Genomic DNA, 16,815 nt, shown 5'->3' on the forward strand with positions numbered 1-16,815 from the left:
TATGGCAGCCCTGAACAGTGAGGTGAAAGGCTTCATGGTTCAGGCCTTGGCGTGCTTTGACACACCATCCCAGGTTGCTGCAGCTGTCCGAGAGGAGTTCGGCATTGAGGTGACCCGTCAGCAGTGCGAGGCCCAAGACCCGACCAAGCGCGCCGGGAGAGACCTGGCAAAGAAATGGGTGACCCTGTTCCACGATACCCGCAAGCGGTTCCGCGAAGAGACAGCTGACATCCCGATCGCCAACCGCGCCTTCCGCCTCCGCGCCATGAACCGCTTTGTGGAGAAGGCCGAGACGATGAAGAACATCGGCTTGGCCATGCAGATCCTGGAGCAGGCCGCGAAGGAGACCGGTGACATCTACGTGAACCGGGCCCGGAAGGAAGAAGCCGGCGACGAACCACTGATCCCGACCCGCATTCAGGTCGACGTGGTGGATGCGAGGAAGCCGAATGCCGAGCCTTAACGTTCCGCAGGCTCAGTTCCTCACGCTGCCCCACAAATTCCGTGCGTTCGTTGCCGGGTTCGGCTCAGGTAAGACCTGGGTAGGCTGCTCGGCACTGAGCAAGCACTTCATGGAGTGGCCCGGCGTTAACGCTGGCTACTTCGCACCGACTTACCCGCAGATCCGGGACATCTTCTATCCGACCATGGATGAGGTGGCCTACGACTGGGGGCTGAAGACCAAGATCAACCAGGCGAACCACGAAGTTCACATCTACAGCGGCCGGCAGTACCGCGGCACTGTGATTTGCCGGTCGATGGAGAAGCCGCAGACGATTGTCGGTTTCAAGATTGGCCATGCCCTGGTGGATGAGCTGGACGTGCTAACAGCCGTCAAGGCACAGCAGGCCTGGCGCAAGATCATCGCCCGGATGCGCTACAACTTGCCCGTGCTGAAGAACGGGGTGGACGTCACCACGACGCCGGAGGGCTTCAAGTTCGTCTTCCTGCAGTTCGTGAAGCAGCTGCGCGACAAGCCGTCGCTCAAGGAGATGTACGGCCTGGTGCAGGCCAGCACCTTCGACAACGAGCTGAACTTGCCGGAGGACTACATCGCCTCCCTGATGGAGTCATATCCGCCGCAACTGATCATGGCGTACCTCAAAGGCCAGTTCGTCAACCTGACGTCCGGCACGATCTACACCGCCTACGACCGTAAGCTTAACGGATGCTTCGATACCGTGCAGCCCGGTGAGCCACTGTTCATCGGGATGGACTTCAACGTCGGCAAGATGGCGGCGATTACCCATGTTAAGCGTGACCAGGGGCTGCCCAGGGCCGTGGATGAGCTGATCGACGGCTACGACACGCCCGACATGATCCGCCGCATCAAAGAGCGCTACTGGCAGCACGACGGCAACGACTTCAAGAAGACCTGCGAGATCAGGATCTACCCGGATGCCTCGGGTGATTCACGTAAGTCCGTAAACGCCAGCATTACCGACCTGGCCATGCTCAAACAGGCTGGGTTCTCGGTCATCGCTCCAGCGGCAAACCCGCCGGTGAAAGATCGAATCAACGCAATGAACGCCGTCTTCTGCAATGCGCAGGGCGAGCGACGCTACCTGATCAATTCGCTCACCTGCCCGACCTATGCCGATGGCCTAGAACAACAGGTGTGGGGCGCGAACGGGGAGCCAGACAAAACCGCCGGCATCGATCACGCAAATGACGCCGGCGGCTACTTCATCCACCGCGAGTACCCGATCATCAAACCGGTCACCGCTATCAAAATGGGATACGCCCGATGAGCAATGACGTCTCCTTCAAACGGGCGGAATACACGGCAGTGCTGGATCGCTGGGCGACCGTTCGCGACGTTTGCGCGGGCCAGCATAGTGTTGTCGATCGGCTGCCGTACATCAACGCACACGACAAGTCGCCGGAGAATCAGGACCGGAATCGGGCTTACCGCGAGCGCGCGGTGTTCAAGAACGCCACTGGGCACACCCGAAACGGTTTGCTTGGCCTGGCCTTTCACAAAGACCCAACGCTGACGGTTCCGAAGAAGTTGGAATACCTGCAGGACAACGCCAATGGATCAGGGGTGAGCATCTACCAGCACTCCCAGGGCACGCTTGAAAAGGTGCTTGAGGCTGGCCGGCATGGACTGTATGTCGACTATCACCAGGACGACGGTATCGGCGGGCACTCTGTGATTCTCTCCTACTGTGCTGAAGACATCATCAACTGGCGCACGGGCATGGTGAACGGTCACAGCGTGCTGACGCTGGTGGTGCTGCGCGAGTCGCCGGAGATACCGGATGGTTTTGGCTACAAGACAGCTGAGCAGTACCGGGAACTGGCGCTGGAGGATGACGGCTTTGTTTGCCGCGTCTGGCGCCGGTCCGGGCCGAAAGGTGGTGGGCCGCTGACTGTCATCGAAGAATTCAAGCCAGAAGGCGTTACGGGGCGCCTCAAAGAGATTCCGTTCACCTTCGTCGGTGCACAGAACAACGACCCAAGCATCGATGAGTCGCCTCTGTATGACATAGCCATGATCAACCTGGGCCATTACCGGAACAGCGCCGACTACGAAGACAGCGTCTTCTGGTGCGGTCAGGCCCAGCCGTGGATCAGCGGGCTCGATGAGTCCTGGCGCGACTGGATGGAGAAGAACGGCATTTATGTCGGCTCCCGAGCCCCCATGATGCTGCCCGTTGGTGGCGCATTCGGTTACGCGCAGCCAGCGCCCAATACGCTGGTTAAGGAGGCCATGGCCGACAAGAATCAGATGATGATCGAGCTGGGTGCCCGGATGGTGGTGGCATCGCTTGCGACCAAGACCGCAACCGAGTCCCGTGGCGACCAATCGGCGTCCACTTCGGTGCTCGCAGGCTGCGTGGCAAACGTCAGCGAGGCCTACACCCGGGCAATCATGTGGTGCTGCGCTTACATGGGCATCACCGACAAGAAAGTCGCCTATCAGGTCAATCAAGAGTTCGTCGAGCTGACGGCCGATCCGCAGATGATCACGGCCTTGGTGGGCTTGTGGCAGAACGGCGGCTTTGCGAAAGCGGACCTTCGAGCATATCTGCGCAAGCTTGGACTGATCGCGCCAGAGCGAACTGACGAACAGATCGACGGCGAGCTGGAAGAGCAGGGCGATGGACTGGGCCTGGACGACGAGGACATAGTAGATGGCGGCGAACCAAGCAATACTTGACGCAACCATCCGGCACGCTGTCTTTCTCGAAAAGCTCAAGGCTGGGGAGGTGGGCAAGTTCGCTCCCTTTCTCAAGGAGATTGACCGCTCGATCCGTGACCGGCTCACCCAGTCGGACCTGACCGAGTACAACGTCAAACGTCTTGAAGCACTGCTGAAGGAAGTGGATAGCCTGCTGCTGGGCATTTTCGACAGGTACAGCGCGCAACTGAACCTCGACTTGGTGGACATCGCCAACTACGAGGCCGAGTTTGAAGCGACCAGCCTTGCAAGGTCGGCGCCGGTTGGCGTGTCGCTCGACGTCGTGGCTCCGACGGCCGCTGCAATCCGTACCGCAGTGCTGACGAACCCGCTCAGTGTGCGCGGCACCGGTGGTGGGAAGCTGTTGAAAGCCTTCATCAAGGGTTGGACCGGCGCCGAGCGAGAGCGCGTCACCGGCACGATCCGGCAGGGCTTCTCCGAAGGGCAGACGAACTTCCAAGTCATCCGCAACATCCGTGGTACCAAAGCGGCTGGGTACAAAGACGGCATCCTCGCCATCACCAACCGCAATGCCAGCACGGTCGTGCACACCGCGATTCAGCATGTGTCGTCCCAGGCGCGGATGGAGGTGGCCAAGACCAATACGGATATCGTCGAAGAGATTCAAATTATCGCTACGCTAGATAGCAAAACTGGCGATCAGTGCCGCTCGCTGGACGGGCGACGATTTCCGGTCAGATCCGGGCCTCGTCCGCCGTTCCATCCGAATTGCCGAACAAGCTTCGTCCTGCTGACCAAGCTCAGTGCCATGTTCGCCAAGGGCGCTACCCGTGCCTCAGTAGGCGCCAATGGCGGCCAGCAGGTAAGTGCCGACCTCGATTATTACCACTGGCTCCAGCAGCAGCCGGCTTCGTTCCAGGACGCTGCTATCGGCCCAGTCAGGGCCAAGCTCTTCCGGAATGGAGGGTTGACGGTCGAGCGCTTCGCCGAACTGCAACTGGACCGCAACTTCTCGCCGCTAACACTGAAACAGATGAAGGGCTTGGAGCCTCTGGCGTTCGAACGCGCCGGAATTTAACCGAACACATTCATTCAGCCGGCCTTGAGCCGGTTTTTTTATGTCCGTCAGGCGGGCAAAACATACTCAAGGGGTGCATCAACGTGGCAGACGAAAACGAAATCGACCTGGAAAACCCGGCAATCAAGGCCGCTATCGCGACTGCCGTTGAAGCATCCGTTTCCGGTTTGAAAACCAAGAACTCGGAACTGCTGGGCAAGCTGAAGGAAACCTCCGGCAAGCTGACTCAGTTCGAAACCCAGTTTGAAGGCATCGACATCGACGCCGTCAAGGGCCTGCTCAGCCGTGCGGGCCAGGACGAAGAAACCAAGCTTCTGACCGAGGGCAAGGTGGACGAGGTCTTTAACCGCCGCACCGAGCGCTTGCGTGGCGACTACGACAAGCAGTTGAAGACCATCAGTGAGCGCGCCGAGAAGGCTGAGTCCTTCGCTGCCAAGTTCCAGGGCAAAGTCCTGGGCGACTCGGTACGCGGTGCAGCGCTGAAAGCCGGCGCTCTGCCAGAAGCAACAGACGACATCATCCTGCGCGCCAAAGGCGTGTTCACCCTTAACGAAGATGGCGATGCAGTCGCCGTTGATGAATCCGGCCAGGTCATCCTCGGTAAGGACGGCAAGACCCCTCTGACTCCGCTCGAATGGGCCGAGTCTCTGCGCGAAAGCGCACCTCATCTGTGGCCAAGGGCTTCAGGGACATTTGCCCCGGGCGGGGGTGGCGGCAAGGCTGCATTTAAGCGCTCCGAAATGACCTCCGAGCAGAAGCGCGACTTTCAGCGTAAGCACGGCCAAACCGCATATCTCGCATTGCCCAAGTAAGGGGATTGACCCATGGCTACAACCGTTAACAGCGACCTGATCATCTACAACGATGAGGCGCAAACCGCATACCTCGAGCGTGTCCAGGACAACCTGGATGTGTTCAACGCATCGTCCAACGGCGCGATGGTGCTGGACAATGAACTGATCGAAGGCGACTTCCGCAAGCGCGCGCTATACAAGCTGAACGGCTCTTTGGAACACCGAGACGTTAACTCTGACGGCAAGGTAACTGCCAAGAAGATCAGTGCCGGGGAAGCTGTTGGCGTCAAAGCTCCCTGGAAGTACGGCCCGTATCAGACCACCGAAGAGGCGTTCAAGCGCCGCGGTCGTCCGGTCGAGGAGTTCTCCCAGATCGTCGGCGCCGACGTAGCAGACGCTACCCTGGAAGGCTTCATCCAGTATGCAACTGCTGGCCTGCGTGCCGCCATCGGCTCCAACGCTGACATGGTGGTCTCGGCCAACATCGAAACCGATGGCAAGAAGACGCTGACCCGCGGCATGCGCAAGTTTGGCGACAAGTTCGGCCGAATTGCGTTGTGGGTCATGCACTCCAGCGCTTACTTCGACATCGTGGACGAAGCGATCACCAACAAGATCTACGAAGAAGCTGGCGTCGTGATCTACGGTGGCCTGCCGGGCACCCTGGGGAAGCCGGTACTGGTGACCGATACGGCGCCGGCGGATGTGATCTTCGGCCTGCTGCCAAACGCTGTGACTATCACCGAGTCGCAGGCACCGGGCTTCCGTTCGTACGAAGTTAACGACGAAGAGAACCTGAGCATTGGCTACCGTGCGGAAGGCACCGTGAACATCGACGTGCTGGGTTATAGCTGGAAAGCCACCACTGGCGGTTCCAACCCAACCCTGGCCGCTGTCGGCTCCGCTGCAAACTGGGTCAAGCACGCGGGCAGCAACAAGGTCACCGCCGGCGTGATGATCAAGCTCACTGCGACGCCTCCTGCCTCTGGCGGCTAAGTCTCAAACTCAACGCGCGGTCAGCGATGGCCGCCTTGGAGAAACACATGGAATTGACTTACAGCAACCAACTCTCCGGCTTCGACCCGGAGAAGCGTTACCGCAACCCGGAACACTTCGACAAACCAGAAGCGGGAGTGACCAGTGTGCTGGTAATCGGCCATTGGCCGAGCGTTGTTGATGCGTACGAATCGGCCGGCATTGACGTGTCGGTGAAGGAGGCAAAGCAGGTACAGATTGTTGGCGCCGCCAATCAGGTCGAACTGGAAAAAATCATCGCAGCTTTGCGTGCTGAGCATGGATCGATCCAGATCCTTGTTGACGGGCTGGAAGCTGGCGAAATCCATCGTCCAAAGTCCGGCGACCTGGCGTTGCACTTGTTTGACGTGCTGAGCACCATCCACGCTTCGGCTGGAGAGCTGACCACAGAGCGTGACGACCTGGTCCTGACTGTCGATGCACTGCGCGAAGAGATAGAGACGCTGAAGAAGGTCTCGATCACGTCGCAGGCTGATGAGGCCGGTGAAATCGCCGCGCTGAAAGCAACGCTTGATGAAGCCAGGGTCCAGTATCGGGCCAACGCTTCGAAAGAATCCCTGGAAAAGCTCGTAGCTGAGCTGGCCAAGACCTGATAATGCTGGCTACCGGTGGCGCGGTAGCCAATCTCAAACAATTCCAGCGAGTTGACGCATGACACTCATCATTGAGGACGGCACCGGCAAGCCTGACGCCGAAAGCTACGCAAGCGCTGAAGACCTTGCCCGGTATGCCGTGAAATTCGGCACGGTCATCCCCGCAGGCGTCCCGGAGCAGGAAGCATTGCTGCGCCGGTCCGCCTTGGCGATGGATGGCATGACCTGGAAAGGCCGCAAGATGAGCAGCGAGCAGGCGTTGTCCTGGCCGCGCCGGGAAGTGCTGCTGGATCGCGAGATCAAGCCGAACAACTACCTCCCGGCACGGATTCAGTATGGACAGATGGCCCTGGCCGCTGAGATCCATCAGGACGATATCGACCCCGTGGAAAAGCGCAAAGGCGCGGTAACGCTAGAGCGCGTCGAGGGCGCGGTCACTCGCGAGTACGCGACGATCTCCAACACCAGCAATCGGCTATTGCCTGCTGCACCGGACCGGCCAAGCGCAACGCAGTTTGCCGACTACCTACAAAAGCGCGGGCTGTTCGCAATCCGCGCATAGCCGCAACGGAGTCCACATGGCCTTCTACGACGAAATGGCCGTGATGGCTCTGGAGATGATCACAGAGTTCGGCCAGCCCGTGACGATCAGCAAGACTGAGCCGGGCGAGTACGACCCGGAGACGGGCGGTGAGTCGCCAGGCGACACCGTGGAGCAAACCGCCCAAGGCATCATGCTCGACTTCACCGGCCAAGAATTCCAGAGCAACAGCCTCATCAGGCAGGGCGACAAGAAGCTCAAGATCGCCGCGCAGGGATTGGCCTGGGTGCCGGGTCTGCTCGACAAAGTGGTCGCTCAGGGGCGCACATGGTCAATCGTGCCGCCGCTGAAAGAGGTCAACCCTGCCGGTACGCCGATCCTGTATGAGTTGCAGGTGCGGTCGTGACGCACAAATACTCGGGTATGAACGGCAGCTTTGCCGAGAATATTCGCGACTTCGCCGAGCGAGCGAAGGTTGGTATAGACGCGACCATCCGCGAGATCGTCATCGAAATCGGAAGCAGCGTTATCCGCATGTCACCGGTGGGCAATCCAGAGATCTGGGCTGAGAACGTCGTTCACCGACAGGCGAACAAGCGGGCCGCCGATGACTACGATTTCAAGGTCGCGGTCCGCAACACGATCATCAACCTCAACGAGTCGAATTTCACGAAGGCCGGCAAGCTGCGGCGCGGCGTGAAATATGCCAAACCCCTGACAAAGACAGAGCGCGACCAGAATTTCAATGTGAATGGCCTGGTAGCGGGCAAGGATTACGTAGGTGGGCGGTTTCGTGGGAACTGGCAGTTTTCCATCGGTACGCCGGCGGAGGGCACCCTTGATCAGGTCGACCCGGTTGGTGGTGTAACGCTGGCGAAGCTGCGACTACAGGTCCAGGCGCTCACGGCTGGCGAGACAGCCTACATTGTGAACAATCTTCCGTACGGCGTCCCGCTGGAGTATGGGCATTCAACCCAGGCGCCCGGCGGCATGGTCCGAATCACTCTGGCCCGCTACCAGCAGATCGTCGACGAAGCCACTAGGAACAACCAGGTATGAGCCACGCCATCATTGCGTCCATTTACGAGGCCAAGCTGATTGCCTGGAGCAAGGCCCGGACGGAACCCATCAAGGTCGCGTTCGAAAATACTCAGTACGACCCGGCGGATGCTGAGACTTATCTGCGGGCGTTCATGCTCCCGGGCGACACCGATAGCAATACGCTTGCTGGCGACCACCGCGTTTTCATCGGCGTCTATCAGGTCAGCATCGTGGCCCCGGCCGGCACCGGCAAGACCAAGACGAACCCACTTGTGGCTGAGTTGACCACACTATTCCCGCTTTATGCGCGAGACACAAAGGCAGGCCTCACTGTCGTTACTATGTCGCCGGTTGATACTGGTCCGGGCATTCCTGATCCGCCCACATATACCGTGCCGGTGTGGTTCGAGTATCGAGCTGACATCGGCACCTGAATACGCCCGTTGGGCAAACCCCGAAACCCGCCTCTGCGCGGGTTTTGTCATTTCTGAAAAGAGGAAACACCCATGGCCGGCATCCAAATGCCTAACGGCGCCACCCTTGAGATTGCATCGACTTACGGCGTTGCAATCCCGTTCACTGCGCTGACCAATGCCAATCCGGCAATCGCAACTGCTGCGGCGCACGGCCTGGCCGAAGGCGATGTTGTCGCCGTCAATTCTGGCTGGACTCGTCTCGATGGCCGAGGCGTTCGCGTGGGGGTAATTGCCAGCGGAACCTTCGCCCTGGAAAGCGTGAACACTACCAACGTTCAGCAATACCCGGCCGGCTCCGGTATCGGCTCTGTCCGCGAGGTGACGGCCTTCACTGAGATCTCGCAGGTAACCGAAATGAACTCGGCCGGTGGCGATCAGCAGTTCCTTACCTTTGGTTTCGTGGCTGACGACAACGACCGCCAGATGCCTACCACCAAAAACCCGATCACGCTGACTTACACCGTCGCTGACGATCCGTCCAAGCCCTATGTGGCTGTATGCGAGGCGGCGGACGACGATAAGCAGCCTCGTTTGCTCCGCCTGAACCTCCCGGGTGGTAGCAGCATTATCTACAACGGCTATGTGTCGATCACCGCGACGCCGACCATGTCACGCAACAGCCTGATGACCCGTGTTATCAGCGTTGCCCTGACTGGCCTTCCAACTCGCTACGCGGCCACGGTGTAACCGGTGGCCAAGTTTAAGCTGATCCAAAAGCCGACGTTCAAGGCAGAGGTGTTGATCCAACGGGCTGGCTATAACGCTGAGAAGGTAGAGTTCGAGTTCAAGTACCTGGACCGCACCGCACTTGCCGAGCTTTACACCAGCTGGAACGAGCGGCACGACGAGTTGGGCAAGCAGGTCGGCGACATGGACCTGAAAGCCTTCACCGCCGCGCAGATCGCTCTGCAAGCCGATCAACTGCTCGATGTGGTCGTCGGCTGGGATATCGAAGAAAAGTTCACGCCTGAAAACGTGCGCATCCTCGTCAACTCGATCAACTCAGCCCCCAAGGCTGTGCTGAACGCTTACGCCGAAGCCTTTAGCGAAGCCCGCCTGGGAAACTCCTAAGCGCTTCGCGCGCACTGTATGAGCCAGGGCCGTCAGATGCAGATCTGATGGCCTTCGGTTTATCGCGCCAGGACATCCCCGACAGGGAAGTCGGAATCTGGCCCGACAACTGGGAGGCCTTCAAAGTCTTCGAGGCCATGAGCACCCAGTGGCGCACAGGCGCGTGCGGCGCAACAGGCATGGACTACAGCGTTCTCTCCGGTGTGATTCGGATGTGCGGCGTACCGATCAGCCAGCGACAAACCATTTTCAGCGACTTCCGGCGGATGGAGGCTGAAGCCCTGCAGGTGATGGCGGAACAGAGAGAAAACAAATGAGCACCAATTTCGCTTCCCTGGGTATCGCGGTCGAGTCGTCGCAGGCCGCAAAGGCTGCTGATGATCTGGATAAACTGGTCGATTCCGCTGAAGGCGCCCAGAAGGCCATTGATGACTTGGGCAAAACAGGCGAAGGCCTGGCCAACACCGGTAAAAAGGTTTCCCAGGCAGAAGCGCACATTGCGCAAGGCATCGATAAATCGACGGCGGCAAGGGACCGTCAAGCTGGGGCAAGTCGCAAAGCAACTGACAGCGCAGTAGCGGAAATCTCCGTCATCAGTCAGCTCGACAAGGCGATGACGGGCAATATCTCAAGCATGGAGTCACTGGTTAATGCCGAAGGTTTGCTGGAGCGCGCCCGCAAGGGCGGCTTGGTCACCATCGAGGAGCAGGCGAAGTACCAGGATCACCTGGGTAAGGCCTACGACAAGATTGAAAAGGCGGAAGCCCAAGAGCTGGTCCAGAAGCAAAAGCTGATCGAGGCTGAGAATCGCCAGATTGAGGCATTGAAGCGCACCGTCAACGGTATTGATCCAGTGACCTCCAAGTTGGCGAAGCTGGAGGCTCAGGAGAAGGCGCTAAACGACCTGCATAAAACGGGTCAGATCGACGCCGACCGTTACAACGAAGCCTTGGCCAAGATCGGCAAGGATAGGGCAGGGCTCACCGAGGCAGCCGGTGCATTCGACAAACTGAAGCTCGGCACCCGCCAGGCTCAGGAAAACGTAATGCAGCTCGTCAACGCCATTCAGGCTGGCGACCTGGGTAGCGGGGCGCGAGCCATTGCTCAATTGGGCGCCGGCGCTGGTGAGTCAGCGAAAAGCCTTGCAGGGATGCTGATCCCGGCCGGCCTTTTGGTCGCTGTAATTGGGTCGCTGGGCTACGCCTACTTCGATGCGATGAAGCAGGCGCGCGAGTTCAATGCCGCGATCAATGGCGGTACGAATGGTGCTGGGCAGACCATCGCCAGACTGAAGGACATGGCCGACGGCGCCGGGCGCGTCACCGGCAACCTGTCCGGCGCCCGCGAGGCAGTCGTTTCGCTTGCATCCGGAGCAGCTACTAGCGGTACGCAGATGCGTAATCTGGCTGAAGCTGCTGCGGCCGTGAGTGAAGTAACCGGGCAGGGCGCTGGCGAACTTGCCAAGTCCTTTGCCAACGCTGGCGATACAGCAACTGAAGCCGCCAGCAAGATCAGCAGTCAGTACGGATTGATCACCCTTGAGCAGTACCATGTGATCAAGGGGCTGGATGACCAGGGCGACAGCCAGCGTGCCCTGGATGTGCTCAGCGAAGATTTGAATCAGGCCGCCTTGACGCGCCTGAAGACCTACCGCGAGTCTTTGTCCGACGTAGAGCGCGATTGGGACAACATCAAGAACGCCATCAAGGGCGCTTACGCCGAAGTCCGGTCGGAGATATTCCCAGATCTGGCAAAGCAGATCGAGATCACTCAGCGAGTGCTGGATACGCGCAAGGGCGGAGGGTTTGCGGGGGCCATCTCTAACGGGCTGAGTTCTTTGAACTCGGCTCTTGGTCTTGGCACCGGTGAGCATGACGACTCAACTGAGGCGCTTGAGAAAAAACTTTCTGAACTCAAGGCCAGACAGGCGGCAAGCGCTAATCTGGCAATCGCCACGGGTGAAAACACCGATGCGAACCAGAAGGCTATAGATGCTCAGAAAGCTCTGGACGCGCAACTCGATAACGTCAACCCACTGGCAAAGCGCCAGGCGGGACTGAAGAAGCTCAACGACCAGTTCCGGGCGCTATATGAGAGTGCCGAGAAAACCGGTCAGAAGTCGCCGCTGCTCGATGGTGTCAACTACGACGGCAGCAAGTTCTCTGGTGGCGCTTACGACACGCTGGTTAAAGGACTCGAAGACAAGAACAAAGACCCGAAAGGCGCCTCTAGCCAGGTCGACCTGACCAGCTTCAATATCGCCAAGAACGACCTGACCGCAATCACCGACACCTACAAAAACTACCAGAAGGAACTGGAGGCCGCGCAGAAGGCCGGGCTTGTCTCCGAAGCTGACTACCTGCTCCGTCGCCAGGCGCTGATAGGCAACGAGCGTGACCAGGTGACGGCAGCCTACGAGGCCGAGATCTCGGCCCTGGAAGCTACCAAGGCCAAGAAGACGACATCGGCCGCGCAAAGTATCCAGCTTGACCAGAAGATCGCTGATGCGCGCGCAGGGATGGTCAAGGCGCAGAAAGACGCTGACAGCCAGCTTGAAGTGCTGGCGACCAATGAGACCGGGCGTCTGGCAAAGCAAGAGCGGGCGATCAGCTCCTACGTGCAAGCATTGGGTCAGCAACAGCGCGCCCTGGAGCTCGCTGGGCAGCGTTCGGTATTGGGCGTGGGGCAGGGTGACCGCCAAAATGCACTTAACGGTGAGTTGAACAGCCAGCAAGACCGGTTTGCTCAGCAGTCGCTGGACCTGGAAAACCAACGCTCCGATCCTTCTCGGAACATGTCGGACGAAGAGTTCGCCCGCAAGTCGCAAGCTCTCGCAGATGCGAATAAGAAGGCTACCGACCAAATCCGGCAGAACTACGCGGATGTGGAGGCAGCCCAAGGCGACTGGACGAAGGGCGCGACATCGGCCTGGGCCAACTACCTGGATTCGGCGCAGAACGTAGCAGGGCAGACCAAGAGTCTATTCGGCAATGCGTTCAGTTCCATGGAAGATGCAGTAGTCAACTTCGCCACGACTGGTAAGTTCTCGTTCGCTGACTTCACGAAGTCGGTTCTCGCGGACCTGGCGCGCATTGCTACCCGGCAAGCAGCCTCCGGGCTTCTCGGCTCACTTGTAGGGCTCGGTATATCTGCCGCTGGCTCGTACTTTGGCGGCGGGGCTACCACGTCAGCAGGCTCGACCGCGGCAGGGTACAGCCCTGATGTTTTGGCGGGCTGGTCTGGCGTTACCCAGGCCAATGGCGGCGCTTGGTCGGGCGGTGTGCAAATGTTCGCCGACGGGGGAGCCTTCACCAACACCATCGTCAGCAAACCCACCGCATTCGGTATGGCCAACGGCAAAACTGGTGTAATGGGTGAGGCCGGGGAAGAGGCGATTATGCCGCTGAGCCGAACGTCGAGCGGCAAGCTCGGCGTAATAGCAATGGGTGGCGGCGGGGCCGGCAGTACGCAGATCAACGTCGAGGTGCACATCGATGGCGACGGTAACGCCTCATCGAGTGCGGATACACCTGGCTATGACCTCTTCGGCAAAGAACTGGCCGCGTTCGTTGAGCAGAAGTATCAGCAGATGCGCAACAAGGACATGGGCCAGGGCGGCGTCATCAACAAAGCAATCAAGGGGCGCTGATGGCAATCGAACGATTTACGTGGGCAACAGAGAAGGGCGCTGAGGGTGAAATAACTCAGTGTGTCCGGACCAAGCAGTTTGGCGACGGATACACCCAGTCGGTGGAGGACGGAATCAACAACCGATCGCAGTCCTGGCCGGTGACCTTTACCGGGCTCAAGCCCCTCATCAAGGACATCATGGCTTTCCTCGATCGACACAAAGGGGCAAAGGGTTTCCTATGGGAGCCACCCCTGGGAGATCTGGGCCTCTACAAGTGCAACGGCTACAAGCCAGTGCACCGCGGGGGCCAGGTCTACGCTATCACCGCCACCTTCGAACAAACCTTTCATCCCTGAGACCTACCCATGGCACTGATCACGGACATCCAGAAGCTGGAGCCCGGCGGCGAAATTCGCCTGTTCGAAATTGACGGGACCGAGTACGGCGCGGATTACCTGCGCTTTCACGGCCACGCCATCCCTCACACGCCCGAGGAACTGCTGGCGTATGAAGGCTCGGAAGCGGATCTGCCGGCTAAGTCGATTTGGTGGCAGGGCGCCGAATACGCGGCCTGGCCGGTCCAGATCGAAGGAATTTCTTCCAGTAGCGACGGGACCGCCTCTCGCCCGACGTTCGCCGCCGGCAACATCAATGGGCGTGTCACAGCTCTGTGCCTGGCCTTCGAGGACCTGCTGAAGTTCAAGCTGACGGTTCGCGAGACCCTGGCCCAATACTTGGATGCGGTGAACTTTCCCGAAGGTAACCCAACTGCAGATCCGACTCAGGAGGCGCTGGAGATCTGGTACATCGACCAGAAAACTAGCGAAGACAGTGAGGCGGTGGTCTGGGAGCTGTCCTCCCCGGGCGAGATCGATAACCACGGGCTGCCTGGCCGGCAGATGACCACTTTTTGTCACTGGGCCATGACCAACGGGTACCGCGGGCCGGACTGCGGCTATACCGGCGTGGCCATGTTCGACGACGAGGACAACCCAACCGACGATCCAGCTTTGGACCAGTGTAAGGGCTGTTTGTCGTCTTGCAAGTTGCGCTTCGGTGAGAACGAAGAGCTCAATTTCGGTGGATTCCCCGCAGTTTCACTTTTGAGCAGGAGCTGATCATGCGCAAGCACATCATCGCGGCGATCCAGGCGCACGCAGCGGCCCAGTACCCGAAAGAATGCTGCGGGCTGCTGCTGGCCATCGGTCGCAAGCAGAAGTACTTCCCGTGCCGGAACATCGCCACGGATCCGAACGAAGAGTTCCGGCTCGATCCCGCGGACTACGCTGCGGCGGAAGACTTGGGCGAAGTGATCGGCATCGTTCACTCGCACCCGGACGCTACCAGCAGGCCGTCACCGCATGACTTGGCCATGTGCGAGGCTACGGCCTTGCCCTGGCATATCATTTCCTGGCCCGAGGGCGACATGCGCACGATTACGCCGACCGGCAGCACGCCGCTGCTCAAGCGACCGTTTGTTCATGGTGTGTGGGACTGTTGGGCTGTATGCGAAGAGTGGTACCAGCGCGAGTGGGGTCTTGAGTTCGAAGCCTTCCAGCGCACCGATGGCTGGTGGGAGAGGGCGGAAAACCCCAGTCTTTACGAACAGCATTACGAGGCGGCAGGCTTCGTGCGCGTAGATAGCCCTCAGCGCGGTGACATGATCGTTATGCAGGTTGGCCGGACGGTTCACCCGAACCACGCAGGCATATATCTGGGCACCGATCCGGCACTACCTGGTGAGGATGCTGCTACCTTTGGGCCTGGCCCGTTCCTGCTGCACCACCTGTACGGCAGGCCGTCCGAGATAATCGTCTACGGCGGCCCTTGGAATGACCGGACACGCCTGATCCTCAGGCACAAAGATGCGCAGAACCATAAAGTTTCCATATAGGCACAGTGAGATCGAATTCTTCAGCTTCAGAGTGTCGCAACGGCGTTGTTTAACTCCGCTTTGCGTAGCAAAACTGTTTTTCGTCGGATGCCCTCAATTTGCGCAAGGAGATGCCGATAGGATTGCTATGACCTGAGAGGCGATTTCCTATGTTCAACGCTAAGCTTAAAAAGCAGCTTCAATCACAAGAAAGCGAATTGTTTGAGCTACGCCAGCTACGCGATGGCCTGAACCGTGAAATGTTGACGTTGAGTATTGACTCGACGTTTAAAATTACGGGATGCAACGAAAACTTTGGAGCGGCGTTGGGGTACGCCCCGGATCGACTTCTAGGTCGTGCCATGGCAGAGATTGTTCCCCAGTACGTCTCCCAGTTGCCGTGCTTTCACAACTTCCGAGCAGCAGTTGTTGCAGGCAAGTCTATAACTGACGATTACAGGTACCTTCATGCTGATGGTTCATTGGTGTGGATTCATGCTCATTGGCAGCCGATCATGGATGCGAGCGGCCAATTGAGTCATGTCACTTGCTATGCGACAAATATTACGTCACGAGTCGAAAAAGCCTCAGAAAATGCTTCATTCATTGAGGCGTTATTACGTTCTACGGCGGTAATCGAGTTCGATCTCTCTGGGCATGTACTAATGGCAAACGATCAATTTTTACAAGCCATGGGTTATAGCCTGGGACAAGCGAAAGGGAGCCACCACCGTATTTTCTGTAAACCAGAACAAGTTTCTTCCCAAGAGTACAAGGATTTCTGGTCAACTTTGAACAGGGGTGAGTTCGTTGCTGGCCGATTCGAACGTATAGACAGCCGCGGCCAAACGGTATGGCTGGAGGCAACCTATAACCCGGTTTACGACACCGAAGGGAAACTTTGCAAAGTGGTTAAGTTCGCGACGGTAGTATCCGATCAGGTGGCCCGCGAGCAAGAAGTCAGCGGGGCAGCTCAAACAGCATTTGAAATATCTCAGCAAACTGATGTCAGCGCACAGCGAGGAGCAGTCGTAGTCAACGATACTATGCATACAATGCGCAAAATTGCCGTTGACATGCAGGCGGCCTCCGGGGGAGTAGAAGCGCTGGGCAAGCAGTCACTGTTGATCAGCTCCATTATTCAGACAATCAGTAGTATCGCCCAGCAAACCAACCTTTTGGCTTTAAACGCAGCGATTGAAGCTGCTCGCGCAGGCGAGCAAGGTCGAGGCTTTGCCGTTGTGGCTGATGAGGTTCGCCAGTTGGCTGGGCGCACCAGCACGGCGACTGAAGAAATCGCGTCGGTTGTTTTGCAGAATCAGAAACTGGTAGATGAAACCGTCGCGGAGATGGCAAATAGCAAATCCCAAGCCGAGCAAGGCCTTGACCTTGCCACACAGGCAGGCCAAGTCATTGTTGAAATTCAAGATGGAGCCAAGCGCGTGGTTGAGGCCGTGGGTAGGTTCGCTACGCAGGTGGCTTAGCAATTGAGTGGGCGCTATAAAACCTTCAGCTAGGGTTTGACGCTCGTCTT

At 58.6% G+C, this 16,815-nt stretch carries 18 protein-coding genes and 2 pseudogenes; all 20 read left to right on the plus strand.

The window, feature by feature from the left end:
- The first annotated feature begins 1 nt into the window (after position 1).
- Positions 2–463 (plus strand): DUF2280 domain-containing protein, encoded by a 462-nt coding sequence (locus TK42_RS14730; protein WP_103734547.1) that lies wholly within the window; start codon positions 2–4, stop codon positions 461–463.
- Complete coding sequence (locus TK42_RS14735; protein ID WP_103734548.1) at positions 450–1,751, plus strand: terminase large subunit domain-containing protein; 1,302 nt, start codon at positions 450–452, stop codon at positions 1,749–1,751. The genes TK42_RS14730 and TK42_RS14735 overlap by 14 nt, the downstream gene beginning before the upstream one ends.
- Positions 1,748–3,166 (plus strand): DUF4055 domain-containing protein, encoded by a 1,419-nt coding sequence (locus TK42_RS14740; protein WP_103734549.1) that lies wholly within the window; start codon positions 1,748–1,750, stop codon positions 3,164–3,166. The genes TK42_RS14735 and TK42_RS14740 overlap by 4 nt, the downstream gene beginning before the upstream one ends.
- Positions 3,141–4,226, plus strand: coding sequence for a minor capsid protein (locus TK42_RS14745; RefSeq protein ID WP_103734550.1), 1,086 nt, complete (start codon positions 3,141–3,143; stop codon positions 4,224–4,226). The genes TK42_RS14740 and TK42_RS14745 overlap by 26 nt, the downstream gene beginning before the upstream one ends.
- A gap of 83 nt (positions 4,227–4,309) precedes the next feature.
- Positions 4,310–5,038: a hypothetical protein gene (locus tag TK42_RS14750; RefSeq protein WP_032880693.1), complete on the plus strand. Its 729-nt coding sequence runs from the start codon at positions 4,310–4,312 to the stop codon at positions 5,036–5,038.
- Positions 5,039–5,050: 12 nt separating this feature from the next.
- Positions 5,051–6,016 carry a major capsid protein gene (locus tag TK42_RS14755; RefSeq protein WP_103734551.1) on the plus strand — a complete coding sequence of 322 codons (966 nt, stop codon included), beginning with the start codon at positions 5,051–5,053 and terminating at the stop codon, positions 6,014–6,016.
- A 47-nt stretch (positions 6,017–6,063) separates the two neighbouring features.
- Positions 6,064–6,648, plus strand: a complete 585-nt coding sequence (locus tag TK42_RS14760; protein ID WP_177464478.1) for a hypothetical protein — start codon at positions 6,064–6,066, stop codon at positions 6,646–6,648.
- Between the two features lie 58 nt (positions 6,649–6,706).
- Positions 6,707–7,210 carry a DnaT-like ssDNA-binding protein gene (locus TK42_RS14765; RefSeq protein WP_103734553.1) on the plus strand — a complete coding sequence of 168 codons (504 nt, stop codon included), beginning with the start codon at positions 6,707–6,709 and terminating at the stop codon, positions 7,208–7,210.
- 16 nt (positions 7,211–7,226) lie between these two features.
- Positions 7,227–7,595: a hypothetical protein gene (locus tag TK42_RS14770; RefSeq protein WP_103734554.1), complete on the plus strand. Its 369-nt coding sequence runs from the start codon at positions 7,227–7,229 to the stop codon at positions 7,593–7,595.
- Positions 7,596–7,612: 17 nt separating this feature from the next.
- Positions 7,613–8,248, plus strand: a complete 636-nt coding sequence (locus TK42_RS14775) for a hypothetical protein (RefSeq protein WP_103734604.1) — start codon at positions 7,613–7,615, stop codon at positions 8,246–8,248.
- Entirely contained in the window at positions 8,245–8,664 is a 420-nt protein-coding gene (locus TK42_RS14780; RefSeq protein WP_103734555.1) for a phage tail terminator-like protein, read from the plus strand. The genes TK42_RS14775 and TK42_RS14780 overlap by 4 nt, the downstream gene beginning before the upstream one ends.
- Positions 8,665–8,736: 72 nt before the next feature.
- Positions 8,737–9,393, plus strand: a complete 657-nt coding sequence (locus TK42_RS14785) for a phage tail protein (protein ID WP_103734556.1) — start codon at positions 8,737–8,739, stop codon at positions 9,391–9,393.
- Positions 9,394–9,396: 3 nt separating this feature from the next.
- Positions 9,397–9,777, plus strand: coding sequence for a phage tail assembly chaperone (locus TK42_RS14790; RefSeq protein WP_103734557.1), 381 nt, complete (start codon positions 9,397–9,399; stop codon positions 9,775–9,777).
- Positions 9,778–9,824: 47 nt separating this feature from the next.
- On the plus strand, positions 9,825–10,094 hold the full coding sequence (locus TK42_RS14795; RefSeq protein WP_103734558.1) for a DUF1799 domain-containing protein: 270 nt from the start codon (positions 9,825–9,827) through the stop codon (positions 10,092–10,094).
- Complete coding sequence (locus TK42_RS14800; RefSeq protein ID WP_103734559.1) at positions 10,091–13,426, plus strand: phage tail tape measure protein; 3,336 nt, start codon at positions 10,091–10,093, stop codon at positions 13,424–13,426. Before TK42_RS14795 ends, TK42_RS14800 begins: the two co-directional genes overlap by 4 nt.
- Positions 13,426–13,764 (plus strand): phage tail protein, encoded by a 339-nt coding sequence (locus TK42_RS14805; RefSeq protein WP_103734560.1) that lies wholly within the window; start codon positions 13,426–13,428, stop codon positions 13,762–13,764. Before TK42_RS14800 ends, TK42_RS14805 begins: the two co-directional genes overlap by 1 nt.
- Positions 13,765–13,773: 9 nt before the next feature.
- Positions 13,774–14,526, plus strand: a complete 753-nt coding sequence (locus TK42_RS14810) for a phage minor tail protein L (RefSeq protein WP_103734561.1) — start codon at positions 13,774–13,776, stop codon at positions 14,524–14,526.
- A gap of 2 nt (positions 14,527–14,528) precedes the next feature.
- Complete coding sequence (locus tag TK42_RS14815; protein ID WP_103734562.1) at positions 14,529–15,302, plus strand: C40 family peptidase; 774 nt, start codon at positions 14,529–14,531, stop codon at positions 15,300–15,302.
- A 239-nt stretch (positions 15,303–15,541) separates the two neighbouring features.
- Positions 15,542–16,228 (plus strand): annotated as a pseudogene (locus TK42_RS27330) (PAS domain-containing protein); the annotation flags it as partial.
- A gap of 102 nt (positions 16,229–16,330) precedes the next feature.
- A pseudogene (locus tag TK42_RS27335) lies at positions 16,331–16,765 on the plus strand (methyl-accepting chemotaxis protein); the annotation flags it as partial.
- Positions 16,766–16,815: the final 50 nt, after the last annotated feature.

This window comes from Pseudomonas sp. GZJR-8, from assembly GCF_002916705.1.
Classification (GTDB): domain Bacteria; phylum Pseudomonadota; class Gammaproteobacteria; order Pseudomonadales; family Pseudomonadaceae; genus Aquipseudomonas; species Aquipseudomonas synxantha_A.

Coding starts and splice junctions, on each gene's coding strand:
- TK42_RS14780 (WP_103734555.1), top strand. CDS start 8,245: ATGAGCCACGCCATCATTGCGTCCATTTACGAGGCCAAGCTGATTGCC.
- TK42_RS14740 (WP_103734549.1), top strand. CDS start 1,748: ATGAGCAATGACGTCTCCTTCAAACGGGCGGAATACACGGCAGTGCTG.
- TK42_RS14810 (WP_103734561.1), top strand. CDS start 13,774: ATGGCACTGATCACGGACATCCAGAAGCTGGAGCCCGGCGGCGAAATT.
- TK42_RS14735 (WP_103734548.1), top strand. CDS start 450: ATGCCGAGCCTTAACGTTCCGCAGGCTCAGTTCCTCACGCTGCCCCAC.
- TK42_RS14815 (WP_103734562.1), top strand. CDS start 14,529: ATGCGCAAGCACATCATCGCGGCGATCCAGGCGCACGCAGCGGCCCAG.
- TK42_RS14765 (WP_103734553.1), top strand. CDS start 6,707: ATGACACTCATCATTGAGGACGGCACCGGCAAGCCTGACGCCGAAAGC.
- TK42_RS14770 (WP_103734554.1), top strand. CDS start 7,227: ATGGCCTTCTACGACGAAATGGCCGTGATGGCTCTGGAGATGATCACA.
- TK42_RS14730 (WP_103734547.1), top strand. CDS start 2: ATGGCAGCCCTGAACAGTGAGGTGAAAGGCTTCATGGTTCAGGCCTTG.
- TK42_RS14805 (WP_103734560.1), top strand. CDS start 13,426: ATGGCAATCGAACGATTTACGTGGGCAACAGAGAAGGGCGCTGAGGGT.
- TK42_RS14775 (WP_103734604.1), top strand. CDS start 7,613: ATGAACGGCAGCTTTGCCGAGAATATTCGCGACTTCGCCGAGCGAGCG.
- TK42_RS14755 (WP_103734551.1), top strand. CDS start 5,051: ATGGCTACAACCGTTAACAGCGACCTGATCATCTACAACGATGAGGCG.
- TK42_RS14785 (WP_103734556.1), top strand. CDS start 8,737: ATGGCCGGCATCCAAATGCCTAACGGCGCCACCCTTGAGATTGCATCG.
- TK42_RS14745 (WP_103734550.1), top strand. CDS start 3,141: ATGGCGGCGAACCAAGCAATACTTGACGCAACCATCCGGCACGCTGTC.
- TK42_RS14760 (WP_177464478.1), top strand. CDS start 6,064: ATGGAATTGACTTACAGCAACCAACTCTCCGGCTTCGACCCGGAGAAG.
- TK42_RS14795 (WP_103734558.1), top strand. CDS start 9,825: ATGGCCTTCGGTTTATCGCGCCAGGACATCCCCGACAGGGAAGTCGGA.
- TK42_RS14800 (WP_103734559.1), top strand. CDS start 10,091: ATGAGCACCAATTTCGCTTCCCTGGGTATCGCGGTCGAGTCGTCGCAG.